This is a genomic window from Microbacterium sp. LWO14-1.2 (assembly GCF_038397715.1).
In the GTDB taxonomy this organism is placed as follows: domain Bacteria; phylum Actinomycetota; class Actinomycetes; order Actinomycetales; family Microbacteriaceae; genus Microbacterium.
The window spans coordinates 2,635,058-2,647,426 of sequence record NZ_CP151633.1 but is presented as its reverse complement, the minus strand read 5'-3'; the positions used below and the strand labels follow the sequence as shown (position 1 = coordinate 2,647,426).

Here is a 12,369-nt window from a genome sequence, read left to right as displayed (position 1 = left end):
CCGCGTCAGGCGGGGACCATCATGTCGCGCACGGCCATGCAGGCGTCCATGCACGCCTGGCAGGCCTGGGCGCACATGCGGCAGACGTCGCTGTGCGCCGCGTGCTCCATGCACTCGTCCATGCAGGTCTGACACATGGCGATGCACGCGTCGAGCATGGCCATCATCGACGCGGGGGTCATGCCCTGCATCCGCATCAGGGAGCGCATCATCGTGTTGCACATGTCCGCGCAGTTCATGCAGGCAGGTGCGCAGTCCATGAGCTGCGTCGAGCACACCGTGCACGCCTGCTCGCACGCCGAGCACGCGTCCATGCATGCCTGCAGCACCGACATGTCCATCGCCGCCAGGTCCATGGTCGTCGCCTCGGGGGCCGAGGTCATGTTCGTCCGCCAGGCGTCCATCATCGTCGAGTCCATCGCGCACCGCTTCCGTCGTCGGCCTCAGCCGGGTGTGAGAGCGGGCAGGACCACCCGCCTGTGGCCCACAGTAGCCCCGGATCCCGTGCGCGTCGACCGTCGGATCGTGCTGTCATGCGCGGGGTCCGTTGTCAATCCCGTGGTCGGTTCGCAGGCCCCGTGCGAGGGTGGCAGTCCCGTTGATCGGACGATGAAAGGACGCATCATGAGTGCAGACAACGACATCAAGAACAACGCCGAGAAGCTGGGCGGGAAGGTCAAGGAGGGCGTCGGCAAGCTGACCGATAACGAGCGCCTCAAGGCCGAGGGCCTGGCCGACCAGACGAAGGCCTCGGCCAAGCAGGCCGGCGAGAACGTCAAGGATGCCGCGCAGAAGGCGGGCGAGAGCATCCGCGACGGCTTCAAGGAATAAGCCCTCACACAGCAGTGAGGCCCGCCGAAGCGGGCCTCACTGGGTGACGGGTCAGCGCGTGCGGTTACCCGAGATGGATCGGATCAACCAGGCGATCACGGCGATGGCCAGCAGGACCAGACCCACCCACAGGAGGAACTGGAGCGACTGCACCAGTCCGCCGGTGATGGCCAGGATGACGGCGATCACGATGACGATGATCAGAAGGATATTCATCGGTCTTCCCTTCTCCGGGGCGCAGGGCACGCCCGTCTCGATGGCTTCACGGTAGACCCGGACGAACGCCCCGCACGAGGGGCTTGACGCAGAGCAGTGCGACGTGAGTGAGGAGAACGACATGCCAGGACGCAGGAACAGCTCCCTGAAGGATCCGGAGCTCTACGAGGAGCTCCGCGACGAGGGAGCGTCGAAGGAGAAGGCCGCGCGCATCTCGAACGCGGCAGCCAAGGAGGGCCGCAGCGCCGTCGGCCGCCGCGGCGGCGAGCACGGCGACTACGAGGACTGGACTGTCCCCGAGCTGCGGAAGCGCGCGAAGGAACTCGGCCTCACCGGGTACAGCGGCAAGCGGAAGGCCGAGTTGATCTCGGCGTTGCGCAACCACTAGGGCACGGTCGTGGCCAGGTTCGGCGTCGAGGAGGAGTTCTTCCTCCTCGACGAAGACACTCTCGTTCCCCTGACCATGAACCAGGGACTCCGCGACCGCCTGGTCGGTCAGCGCGCCGGCGGCGCGGTGACCCCGGAGTTCCTCACCTCTCAGCTCGAGACCGCCTCGTCTCCGCTCGAGACGACAGCGGATGCCGTCGGTCAGCTGCACGGCATGCGCACCGCGATGGCCTCGGAGGCCGCGCCCGACGGCGCGATCGTCGCCGCCACGGGCACTCCGTTCGTGTGGTCCGACGAGACGGTCGTCTCGCCCTCGCCGCACTACGACGAGGTCGCGGGCATCCTCGGCGGGCTGACCCGCACGCACGAGGTCAACGGCCTGCACGTGCACGTCGAGGTGCACGACGACGAGGAGCGCGTGCGGGCACTCAACCGCATCCGCGCCTGGATGCCGGCGCTCCTCGCGATCACCGGCAACTCGCCGTTCGCACACGGCCGACCCTCCGGCTTCGCGAGCTGGCGGTCGATCCTCACCCGGCGCCTGCCCACGGGGTGGACGCCGCCGCACGCGCACGACTACACCGACTACCGGGCGCGCGTCGACGGGCTGCTGGCGCTGCGCGGCATCACCGAGGCCTCGTCGATCGGCTGGACAGCCCGGCTGTCGGAGCGCTATCCGACCGTGGAGGTCCGCGTGTGCGACGCGCAGCTCGACGTCGACGACGCGACGCTGGCGGTGGCGCTGAGCCGCGCTCTCGTCGCGAGCGACGACCTCGACGACGGCCCCGAGATCACGCTCGACGCGATCGACGCCTCCCTGTGGACGGCCTCCCGCTTCGGCCAGGAGGCGAGGATCGTCGACCCGACCACGGGCGATGCCGCCCCGACGTGGGACGTGATCGAGCGGATGCTGTCGCGCACCGCGCCCGCGCTCGCCGCGCAGGGCGACGACGCCTTCGCGACCGCGCAGCTCGCCCGGGTGCGGGAGCAGGGCACCGGCGCGCAGCGTCAGCTCCGCGCCTTCGAGCAGCAGGGCCTCGTCGGGCTCCGCGATCTCTACCGGGCGACGACCGCCCGCGGGGGTGCCGAGCCGCAGTAGTGTCGGCCTGTGGCATCCTCGCGCTTCGCTCCCCTGCAGCGACTGGTGATCTCGGTCGCCGTGCTGGCCTCGTTCGTGACGTTCCTCGACGGCACCGTCGTCACCGTCGCGCTGCCCGCCATAAGCCGTGAGCTCGGCGGCGGCATCACCACGCAGCAGTGGGTCGTCGACGCGTACCTCATCACGCTCAGCGCGCTGATCCTGCTCGCGGGGTCGCTGTCGGACGCCTACGGCCGGGTGCTCGTGATGCGCGTGGGCCTGATCGCCTTCGGGGTGGCTTCGATCGCGGTCGCAGCAGCGCCGGATCCCCTCGTCCTGATCATCGCGCGCGCTGCCCAGGGCGCGGCGGGCGCCCTGCTGGTCCCGAGCTCGCTGGCGCTCATCACCGCAACCATGCGGTCCGACGTGCAGGCGCGGGCCATCGGCGTGTGGACGGCGTTCACGACCGGCGCGCAGCTGGTCGGCCCGCTGCTCGGCGGACTGTTCGTCGACTTCCTCTCCTGGCGGTTCGTCTTCCTCATCAACGTCCTGCCGATCGGCGTGACCCTGCTGCTGCTCGCCCGGCTGAAGCTGAACGAGAGACCGAGCGGCGTGCGGGTCGACTGGGTCAGCGGCATCCTCTGCGCGGTCGGCCTCGGCGCCGTCGTCTTCGCGCTCATCGAACAGCCCAACCTCGGCTGGGGCTCCCCCGCGATCTGGCTGCCCGGCGTGGTCGGCGCCGCACTGTTCGCCCTGTTCCTCGTGCGTCAGCAGCGCTCGGCGGCACCGCTCATGCCGCTGTCGCTGTTCCGTGTGCGGGACTTCGCGTGGGGAAACCTCGCGACGCTCTTCGTCTACGCCGCCCTGTCGCTCAACGGCTTCGTGATCGGCGTGTACCTGCAGCAGGGCGCCGGCCTCTCGGCGACCGCGGCCGGTCTCGCGAGCCTGCCGATGACGATCCTCATGATCCTGCTCAGCTCGCGCGCCGGCTCGTGGGCCGGCCGGTTCGGGCCCCGCATCTTCATGACGGTCGGTCCGCTGGTGATGGCTGCCGGCGCGGTCCTGCTGCTGCTCGTCGCCGAGGACTTCGACTACTGGTGGCAGGTGCTCCCGGCCATGATCGTGATGGGGCTCGGGCTGTCGCTGACCGTCGCACCACTGACCTCGGCGATCCTCGGCGCGATCGACGAGTCGCGCTCGGGCATCGCCTCGGCCGTGAACAACGCCGTCTCGCGGGTGGCCGGACTCCTCGTGGTCGCGATGCTCTCGACCATCATCGGCGGCACCCTCGACCTGGGCGGCTTCCACAACGCCACCTGGGTGACCGCGGCACTGCTCGTGCTCGGCGGGGTCGTGTCGTGGATCGGCATCCGCCGCAACCCCGCCGAGGAGGAGCCGGCTCCGGCCGCAGACGCCGCGGATCGTTGACGCTGTCGGCGGTCGGGCGCAGACTGGGGGCACGATCCCGCCGATCATCGGAGGCCAGCCGTGAGCACGCGCCAGAACGCCCTCCCGCCCGTCGTCGACGCCGCCACCTGGCGTCGCGAGCTCGCCGATCTCCGGGTGCGCGAGAAGGCCGCGACGCGCGAGCTCGACGCGATCGCCGCGCAGCGGCGCCGGCTGCCCATGGTCGAGCTGCCCGAGTACACGCTGGTGGGCGCCGAGGGCCCGGTGCGTCTGGCCGAGGTGGGAGGACTCCCCGGAGGGGTGGCCGCAGCATCCGACTTATGCACAGGGGATGGGGTCGAGGGAGATCGCCGAGCTGTACGGTGTGACTCGTGACTGACGCGACCGCCGTTCCCCGCCGCTCCTCCTCCGCCTCCTCGCCCTGGCAGCGCTTCTGGGAACGCGGCGGATGGTGGCGCGCGATCCTCGTCGCCGCGGTCTACATCGCCCTCTACATCGGGGCGTCGCAGCTCATCGGCGCGGTGTTCCGCGGCCAGTACGACGTCACGAACCCGTTCGGCGACCCGGCGAGCGTCGCGATCACGCTGCTGCTCCCGGTCGTGTTCGGCTCGGTCATCCTGCTCGCCTTCGCCGCCTCGGTGCGATGGCTCCCCGAGCTGTTCGGCCGCCAGCCGGGCCGAGGTCGCGGCTGGATGTGGATCGCGCCCGTGATCGTCGTGATCGCGGCGCTGCTGCGGGTCGGCGCGACCGACTGGAGCGCCTACTCGGTGAGCGTGATCCTCCTCACCTTCCTCACCGGGCTCTTCGTCGGCCTCTCGGAGGAGCTCCTGACCCGCGGCCTCGCCGTGAACCTGCTGCGCAAGGGCGGGTACTCGGAGCGCTGGGTCATGGTGCTCTCCTCGCTGATCTTCGCACTCCTGCACTCGACGAACCTCATCAGCGGGCAGCCGGTCGGCACCGTGCTGTTCACGATGGGCTTCACGTTCTTCTTCGGGGTCGCGATGTACCTGACGCTCCGCGCGACCGGCAGCCTCGTCTGGCCGATCCTGCTGCACGCGATCACCGATCCGACGACGTTCCTCGCGACGGGCGGCGTCGACAGCGGCTCCGGCACGGGCAGTCCGCTGCTCACGTTCGCGGGCCTGTCGGTGTACCTGTACGTGATCATCGCGATCGTCGCGGTGTTCCTCGTCAAGGGGCACCTCGACCGCACGGCCGACGACTCCGCGCTGCTGCGGTGAGGCGCGCGGCATCCGCTCTCCTCGCCGCAGCCGTCGTCGGCGTGGCGCTGGTCGGCTGCGCCGGCGAGCAGGTGGCGTCGGGCGAGCCGACCGCGTCGGGGGCCGGATCCGCTGACGTCGCGCTGCTCCCGGCGGGGGCGGTGCCCGACTACCAGCTCGGCGGCGCCTACGAGCCGGCCGACGGGGTGGGCATCGTGGGGCGCGACCGGTCGGCCGACCCAGCCGACGGCGTCTATTCGATCTGCTACGTGAACGGCTTCCAGACCCAGCCGGGCGAGCTCGACGACTGGGCGGGCGACCTGCTCCTCCAGGATGACGGCGAGCCCGTCTTCGACCCCGACTGGCCGGACGAGGCGCTCCTCGACACGTCGACGGCCGAGCGCCGCGACCGGATCGCCGCCGCGGTCGGCGCGTGGATCGACGGGTGCGCGGAGTCGGGCTTCGACGCCGTGGAGTTCGACAACCTCGACTCGTACACGCGCTCGGACGACGCGCTCACCCTCGACGACAACCTCGCGCTCGCGACGCTGCTCGTCGAGCGGGCGCACGCATCGGGTCTCGCGGCAGGGCAGAAGAACGCCGCCGAGGATGCCGCTGCGCTGCGCGACCGCGCCGGTTTCGACTTCGCGGTGGTCGAGGAGTGCGCGGCGTACGAGGAGTGCGGCGCCTACACGGCGGTGTACGACCACCAGGTGATCGACATCGAGTACACCGACGAGCTGCCCCGCCCGTTCGCCGAGATGTGCACCGACCCCGACTCGCCCGTGTCGATGGTGCTGCGCGACCGCGACCTGCAGCCGGCCGACGCCGACGGGCACGTGTTCGAGACCTGTCGCTGACGCCGACCACGCCCCGGCCCGTGGTCTGACTAGGCTGGCCCCGTGACGATCTCGGGGGAGCAGACGCGGGTCGGCGCCGTGCTGTCACGGTGGGGCCGCGCGCTGCGCGAGGTTCCCCGATGGGTGTGGGTGGTCGCGGCATCCGTCCTCCTCGTCGTCGTGATCGTGATCGTGACCGGAGGTCTGGCGCGCTCGACGACCGAGGCCGCCGAGGTCGGGGCGGGCGACGAGGTGCGCACCTCGACCTATGCGATCACCGTGCTCGACGTCGCGTTCGCCGACGCCGTCGAGTCCGAGTACCTCGAGGCGGAGCCCGGCGAGAAGCTGCTCGTGCTGACGGCGCGCATGGAGAACCTCGCCGACGCGCCGATCGGCGTCGGCACGACGGCCGACCTGCTCAAGGCGAATCTCGTGAACACCGCCGAGCCGCTGCTCGACCTGCACGGCGCAGACGCCACCGGCAGCGCGACGGTCTGGCGGGCCGACGGCTCCGCCGGCCAGGTCGTCCTGCAGCCCGGCGTCCCCGACGAGGTCACGATCGCCTGGCCGGTGCCCGCCAACGCCTTCGCCGACGGCGCCGTCGCCCTCGACGTGCACGAGGCCGAGGTCAGCCGCGGCACCGTCATCCTCTCGTCGCGCGTCGTGACGTGGCGACCCGACGGTCTCGTCGCCCGCGTGGTCGCCACCGCATCGGAGGACCGATGAGAAACCGCGCCCTCCCCTGGATCATCGGCGCCTGCCTCGTGGTCGGTGCCGGGGCGCTCGTCGCGCTCACACCCGACGACGACGCGCTCGTCGCCCCGATCGAGCGGCGCGGGGCGATGGACGAGACCGTATCGTCGCGGGCGCTCGTCGCCACGGCCGTCGAGGCGCGCTTCGCGCAGACGGTCGAGACCGACGACGGCTGGAGCGCCGAGGGGAACTGGCTCGTCGTGACCGTGACCGTCTCGGCGCCCGAAACCGAGATCGATGCGTCGATCCGACTCGCGACCCTCGCGATCGGCGACCGCGTGTTCCAGGCGAGCGAGCGCCCGACGGCGTCGCTGGTCGGCACGCCGCTGCGCGTCGGCATCGACACCGTCGGGATGCTGGCGTTCGAGCTCCCCGCCGACGTCGACTCCGGCACCGCCGAGCTGCGACTGACCCCCGACTACTACACCGCCGAGCTCGACGACCTCGTCGTGATCGCGCTCCCCCTCGACGGCATCGCCCGCGAGGACACCGTCGAGATCACCCGCTCCGGACTGGTGACGCCGTGATCCGGCTCCGTCGGCAGCGCGTCGCGCTCCTCGCGCTCGCCGTCGCGATCGTGGCCGTCGTGGGCGCCTACGTCTGGCTCGACGTGCTCCCCGCCATCCGCCCCGAGAGCCGCGTCGTGGAGGCGGAATCCAGCGCTGACGTGGCGGGTCAGACGCTGTCGCTGTCCGGCGCGGAATGGGGCGAGTTCGAGGCGCCGGAGGGCACGCGGTCGCTGAGCGTGCGGTTGACGTCGAGCGGCGGGCCGGAGGCCGGCTCCTGCACGATCAGCGTGACCGAGCCCGCGACCTCGCGCACCTGGCTGAGCTCGCGGGACGGACTCGACGTGCCCTACGACGAGGACGAGAGGTCATGCACCATCGAGGGGTCGTCGTACCGCATCCTCGCGGTGTTCCTGCTGCCGGACGACGCCGAGGGGCCGCTCCTCCTCGACGTCGAGGGCGGCGACGACGTGACCGCCCGGTTCCTCGTCGAACCCTGACGGGCGCGTGTCGAGTCCCGCCTGCGGGCGGCCGATGACCTCGTCGTAGGCGGTCGCGACGATCGCGACGCGGAGCGGTTCGGCGAAGGCCGCGACGGCGAGCGTCGCGAGCGGGAACGCCCCCGCCCAGAACGACGACTCGTGGCCGCCGATGAGCTGCAGCAGACCGCGCGTGCCCGACTGCTCCGCCAGAGCCCACAGCGCGTAGGCGAGCACGTACGCGCCGAACAGCAGCGGTCCACCGCGCCAGATCACGGCCACCGCCGCCCAGAGTCCCTCGAGCCGCATCACCAGCGTGCGGGCGATGCTCATCGCGGTGCCGCGCGCAGCACCCGAGCCCCAGCGCGAGAACCCGGGGGTCGAGTCGAACGTCGTGCCGAACACGACACCGGCGACCGTCAGCCACGCCGCGGGCACGATCACAGCGGCGATCACGATGCCCACGATCCAGGTCGCGGCCTCCCACACCGCCGCGACCGGCGCGAGGTTCACGGCGAACCAGTCGCCGAACACCTGCAGGCGGCTCACGACCTCGCGCTCGCCGAACCAGGCGAGCACGCCGCTCCACCACCGCGCCACGAGCGTGAAGAGCATGAAGGTCCACAGCACCTCGGCGTACACCGCGAACACCACGACCCCGCGCGGCAGTCGGTCGGCGAACCGCAGATAGACGATGCGGGCGGCGAGCGCGATCACGAGCACCGCCACGGGCAGCACGCCGACCCCGATGAGGCCGCCGCGGTCGCCCACCTGATCGAGCTGGTACCCGGAGTCGGCGAGCGCGATCGCACTGGCGATGCGGAAGAACTCGATCTGGTCCGCGTCGAGCATTCCCCACGCCGTGTAGAACGCGAAGAACGGCAGGATCGCGGCGAGGGTGGCCGAGGCGAACTCGCGGGCGCCGCCGGCATCCTCCCGCCTGCTGTGCGGCAGCGAAGGACGAACCGTCAGGTACATCGCCACGTACGAGACGAGGCGCGCGGCGACCGCGAGCGGAAGCAGCAGCAGACCGCCGAGGGTCGTGAGGCCGCCGACGACGCCCGCGAGCTCGATGAGCACGCGGTGCACGGCCTCGCCCCCGAGATACCAGGCCATGAGAGCGGGCCAGTGCCCGGCGAGGATGCGTCCGAACGTCCGCAGGGCCTGTCGCATGTGCCTACCGTAGCGGGGATGCGGCGCTAGCCTCGCCGACAGCGCCCGTCAACAGCATTGCGACCGCGAGAGAGACGGCGGGATCATGCCGCCATGAGAACGACACGAATCGGCGCGGCCACGGCGGCGCTGCTGCTCGCCGCCGGGCTCTCGGGGTGCGGGCTCACGATTCCCACCGACCCCGACGGCACCCTGGAGAACGTGCGCGGCGCGGAGCTGCGGGTGGGCTTCTCGCCCGACCCCGGACTGATCACCGACGACGGCGGCGGCGCCCCCGACGGCAGCCTGCCCGAGCTCGTGAGCGGCTTCGCCGACACGGTCGACGCCGACGTCGACTGGACGGAGGGCTCGGAGGAGACGCTGGTCGGGATGCTGGAGCGCGGCGACCTGGACCTCGTCGTCGGCGGCATGACCGACCGGAGCCCCTGGCTCGACAGAGCCGGCATCACGCGCGGATACCCCGGGATCGACGGCGCGGACGGGCGATCGATCGTGATGCTCGTGCCGCTCGGCGAGAACGGGTTCCTCAGCGCGCTCGAGACCTACCTCGACGAGGAGGTCGGATCGTGAGGGCCCTCGACCGCATCGGACGCACCGAGCTGCCCGAGGAGCAGCAGAAGGCGCTGCGCAGCGCGATCAGGTGGGAGTGGTTCACGATCGCGTACACCTCGGTGACGATCGCGGTGATCGCGCTGGTCGTGAGCGGCTCGCAGGCCATGCGCACGGCCTGGATCGAGGACATGCTGTCGCTCATCCCCCAGTTCGCGTTCCTCGTCGCGCTGCTCTTCGTGCGGCGGCGTCCGACCGTGAAGCATCCGTACGGACTGCACCGCGCGATGGGCGTCGGGCACCTCGTCGCCGGAGTCGCGCTGCTCGCCGTGGGTGCGAACCTCGCGATCGAGGCCGTGACCGGGCTGATCGCCGCCGAACATCCCACGATCGGCACCGTGAACCTCTGGGGTCACACCGTCTGGCTCGGATGGTTCATGGTCGCCGTCATGGCCGTGATCATCGTCGGCCCCGTGTTCTTCTACGGTCCGGCCAAGGCGCGACTCGCCCCCGTGCTGCACAACAAGCTGCTGTACGCCGACGCCGACATGGCCAAGGCCGACTGGCAGACGACCGTCGCGTCGATCGTCGGCGTGCTGGGAGTCGGTGCGGGCCTGTGGTGGCTCGACGGCGCCGCCGCCCTCTTCATCTCGCTCGGCATCGTGTGGGACGGGGTGAAGAACACCAAGACCGCCATCATCGACCTCATGGACCAGCGTGCCCGCACGTTCGACAGCGAGCATCCGCATCCCTTGGCCGGCGACATCCTCTCGACCATGCGCTCGCAGCCGTGGGTCGAGGAGGCGTCGGTGCGGATGCGGGATCAGGGGCAGGTCTTCCACATCGAGGCGTTCGTCGTGCCTCGGCGCTCGCGCGTGACGCTCGAGCAGACGGACGCCCTCGCCGCGCGGATCACCGACCTCGACTGGAAGGTGCAGGAGGTCGTGATCGTTCCGGTCGCCGAGTTGCCGGCGGGGACGGACGTGTCTGGGCGGGACTGAGCCCGATCACCGGCCAGGGGCGCGAGCAGAGAGGCGCCCGCCGCACGAGGAAAAGGGGGAATCCGTGCGGCGGGCGTCGAGACCGATCGCCGCGGGGGTGGCGACCGGTGCCGGGGCGTCTGGTCGGGGTCCGGTCAGACGCTGGTCTCGTCGGGGCTGGTCTCGTCGGGGCTGGTGTCGGAACTGCCGTCTGCAGCGCCCGTGGCGTCGGGGTCGCCCGCGACAGGGTCGTCGGAGAGCTGCTCGGGAGTCAACTCGTGCGGAACCATCGGCGTCTCGTCGTTCGACGAGTTCTCGGCATCCGAGGTGGAGGTCTGGTCGGACATGATGTCTCCGTTCGTCGAGTGTGTCCCCCGTCTGGTGACGGGTGGCGTCCAGCATCCGTGCTCCCCGGCGATCACGCCCGCCCCTTGACAACCGAGCGGGAGACCCAACGGGGAACCGCGCGAGGCGCGTCAGTGGAACGGGCAGCGACTGCCGGATGCCGTCGCCGACCGCACCAGTGCGCCGGACCGCGGCTTGGTGGGCAGGCGGCGCCGGTTCACGTCGAGGCCGGCGCCGAGGATGAGCAGGCGCGGGTCGCTCAGCGTCGCGATCGCCGCGGCGAGGCCGGAGATCGCGAGCTTCTCGCCCGGGCAGCGGTGGCCGGTCGGCACGTCGGCGCCGCCGTGCGGGACGAACGCGGCGAGCGACTCGTAGTCGTCGCCCACGTCGCGGAAGCGCTCCGGGTCGAAGCGGTCGGAGCGCGCCCAGAACCGGTCGTCGGTGTTGGTCCCGAGCAGGTCGAGCACGACCCGTCCGCCGGCGTCGACGTGCTGGCCGTCGATGTCGATGTCGGCGATCGCCCATCCGGGGAGCATGGGCACGAACGGCGCCGTGCGACGGATCTCCTGCGCGAACATGATCGACAGCGGACCGCCGACCAGTGCTCCGCGATCGGCCGTCTCGGCGGCGATGCGGTCTCGCCACTCGGGGCGGTCGTGCAGCTCCTTCGCGGCGAACGCGACGAACCGCGCGACCGCGATCATCGGACGGATGCTGTTCTGCAGCTCGACACCGGCCACCCGCGCCGGCAGCAGCTCGCCGTCGCGGTCGCGGTGGTGCGCCCACTCGTACAGGGCGGTTCCCGGCTCGGCACGCAGGGCGCCCGCGCGCACGGCATCGATGAGGCGGGCGGCATGCCGGTCGGACCACCACCGGTTCGCGACGGCGGCGAGGTACACCGGCGAGTACGGCGATCCGAAGCCGTCGACGATCTGCGCGAGACGAGCCGCCCAACGCGTCTTCGCCGCTCCGGAACCAGGAAGCCCGGCCCACCGCATGATCGCCCGCCCGAAGGCGCCGACCGCCGCGTCGTACGCGCTGCGCGTGCCGCCGTCGAGCCACGCCCGGCGCTCGGCATCCCACTCGCGTTCGAGGAGAGGCGCGAGGCGGGCGACCTGCTCGTCCTCGTACGCGACGTCGACGAACGTCGCCTTGCGGTGCCGGTGGTCGTCGCCGTCGAGGCTGTGCACGGACCCGTGGCCGAACAGCGATTCCTGTACGACCGCGGGCATCGCGCCGTGACGAGCGATGCGATCGGCGTCGTAGAACAGCTCGACGCCCTCGACGCCTCGCACGAACACCGCGTCGTCGCCGAGCAGACGCATCGGCGCCGATCGCGCTCCCGCTCGCACGCGCCGCCAGATGCGGGATCCGAAGCCGTAGCCGTGGGTGAGGAGGGCGGGAGCGTCGTCACGGGCGAGTTCGCCGACGCGGCGGACGGCCCGCACGGGGAGATCGATGAGTGCCATGCACCGACCCTCGCAGAGCGGTCGGGACGGTTCCAGGGGGAGGCGCGGGCGGCGGTGTTGTGCTAGTCGGGTGCTGCGCTGTGGTCTTCGGGGGCTGTGCTGTGCCGTTCGGTGCTGTGCTGTGCCGTTCGGGTGGT

General features: G+C 71.3%; 15 protein-coding genes and 1 pseudogene. 11 read left to right on the top strand and 5 right to left on the bottom strand.

Annotation, left to right across the window (positions count from 1 at the left end; genetic code table 11):
• Positions 1-5: 5 nt before the first annotated feature.
• Positions 6-383 carry a hypothetical protein gene (locus tag MRBLWO14_RS12680; protein ID WP_341933519.1) on the bottom strand — a complete coding sequence of 126 codons (378 nt, stop codon included), beginning with the start codon at positions 381-383 and terminating at the stop codon, positions 6-8.
• 241 nt (positions 384-624) lie between these two features.
• On the opposite strand from MRBLWO14_RS12680, the gene MRBLWO14_RS12675 reads away from it, so the two are divergent.
• Positions 625-831 carry a CsbD family protein gene (locus tag MRBLWO14_RS12675; RefSeq protein ID WP_341933518.1) on the top strand — a complete coding sequence of 69 codons (207 nt, stop codon included), beginning with the start codon at positions 625-627 and terminating at the stop codon, positions 829-831.
• Between the two features lie 51 nt (positions 832-882).
• On the opposite strand, the gene MRBLWO14_RS12670 is transcribed toward MRBLWO14_RS12675, so the two are convergent.
• On the bottom strand, positions 883-1,047 hold the full coding sequence (locus tag MRBLWO14_RS12670) for a hypothetical protein (protein ID WP_179297663.1): 165 nt from the start codon (positions 1,045-1,047) through the stop codon (positions 883-885).
• 121 nt (positions 1,048-1,168) lie between these two features.
• Between MRBLWO14_RS12670 and MRBLWO14_RS12665 the strand changes: the two genes are divergently transcribed.
• The 8 genes and pseudogenes from MRBLWO14_RS12665 (at position 1,169) to MRBLWO14_RS12630 (ending at position 7,258) form a co-directional block, all read left to right on the top strand.
• Entirely contained in the window at positions 1,169-1,435 is a 267-nt protein-coding gene (locus MRBLWO14_RS12665; protein ID WP_341933517.1) for a Rho termination factor N-terminal domain-containing protein, read from the top strand.
• Positions 1,436-1,444: 9 nt separating this feature from the next.
• A complete protein-coding gene (locus tag MRBLWO14_RS12660; protein WP_341933516.1) occupies positions 1,445-2,533 on the top strand; it encodes a YbdK family carboxylate-amine ligase in 1,089 nt (362 codons plus the stop codon).
• A 9-nt stretch (positions 2,534-2,542) separates the two neighbouring features.
• Positions 2,543-3,940: an MFS transporter gene (locus tag MRBLWO14_RS12655; protein WP_341933515.1), complete on the top strand. Its 1,398-nt coding sequence runs from the start codon at positions 2,543-2,545 to the stop codon at positions 3,938-3,940.
• 60 nt (positions 3,941-4,000) lie between these two features.
• Positions 4,001-4,201 (top strand): annotated as a pseudogene (locus MRBLWO14_RS12650) (DUF899 family protein); the annotation flags it as partial.
• An 89-nt stretch (positions 4,202-4,290) separates the two neighbouring features.
• Positions 4,291-5,160 (top strand): CPBP family intramembrane glutamic endopeptidase, encoded by an 870-nt coding sequence (locus tag MRBLWO14_RS12645; protein WP_341933514.1) that lies wholly within the window; start codon positions 4,291-4,293, stop codon positions 5,158-5,160.
• Positions 5,157-5,999 (top strand): endo alpha-1,4 polygalactosaminidase, encoded by an 843-nt coding sequence (locus MRBLWO14_RS12640; RefSeq protein ID WP_341933513.1) that lies wholly within the window; start codon positions 5,157-5,159, stop codon positions 5,997-5,999. The genes MRBLWO14_RS12645 and MRBLWO14_RS12640 overlap by 4 nt, the downstream gene beginning before the upstream one ends.
• Before the next feature lie 42 nt (positions 6,000-6,041).
• Entirely contained in the window at positions 6,042-6,704 is a 663-nt protein-coding gene (locus MRBLWO14_RS12635) for a hypothetical protein (RefSeq protein ID WP_341933512.1), read from the top strand.
• On the top strand, positions 6,701-7,258 hold the full coding sequence (locus tag MRBLWO14_RS12630) for a hypothetical protein (protein WP_341933511.1): 558 nt from the start codon (positions 6,701-6,703) through the stop codon (positions 7,256-7,258). The genes MRBLWO14_RS12635 and MRBLWO14_RS12630 overlap by 4 nt, the downstream gene beginning before the upstream one ends.
• Before the next feature lie 347 nt (positions 7,259-7,605).
• Here MRBLWO14_RS12630 and MRBLWO14_RS12625 read toward each other — a convergent pair whose 3' ends face one another.
• Positions 7,606-8,889 (bottom strand): hypothetical protein, encoded by a 1,284-nt coding sequence (locus MRBLWO14_RS12625; RefSeq protein ID WP_341933510.1) that lies wholly within the window; start codon positions 8,887-8,889, stop codon positions 7,606-7,608.
• 93 nt (positions 8,890-8,982) lie between these two features.
• Here MRBLWO14_RS12625 and MRBLWO14_RS12620 point away from each other — a divergent pair, with 93 nt between their 5' ends.
• Entirely contained in the window at positions 8,983-9,459 is a 477-nt protein-coding gene (locus MRBLWO14_RS12620; RefSeq protein ID WP_341933509.1) for a hypothetical protein, read from the top strand.
• Complete coding sequence (locus MRBLWO14_RS12615; RefSeq protein ID WP_341933508.1) at positions 9,456-10,439, top strand: cation diffusion facilitator family transporter; 984 nt, start codon at positions 9,456-9,458, stop codon at positions 10,437-10,439. Before MRBLWO14_RS12620 ends, MRBLWO14_RS12615 begins: the two co-directional genes overlap by 4 nt.
• A gap of 134 nt (positions 10,440-10,573) precedes the next feature.
• On the opposite strand, the gene MRBLWO14_RS12610 is transcribed toward MRBLWO14_RS12615, so the two are convergent.
• A complete protein-coding gene (locus MRBLWO14_RS12610) occupies positions 10,574-10,765 on the bottom strand; it encodes a hypothetical protein (RefSeq protein ID WP_341933507.1) in 192 nt (63 codons plus the stop codon).
• A gap of 129 nt (positions 10,766-10,894) precedes the next feature.
• A complete protein-coding gene (locus MRBLWO14_RS12605; protein WP_341933506.1) occupies positions 10,895-12,232 on the bottom strand; it encodes a cytochrome P450 in 1,338 nt (445 codons plus the stop codon).
• Between the last annotated feature and the right edge of the window lie 137 nt (positions 12,233-12,369).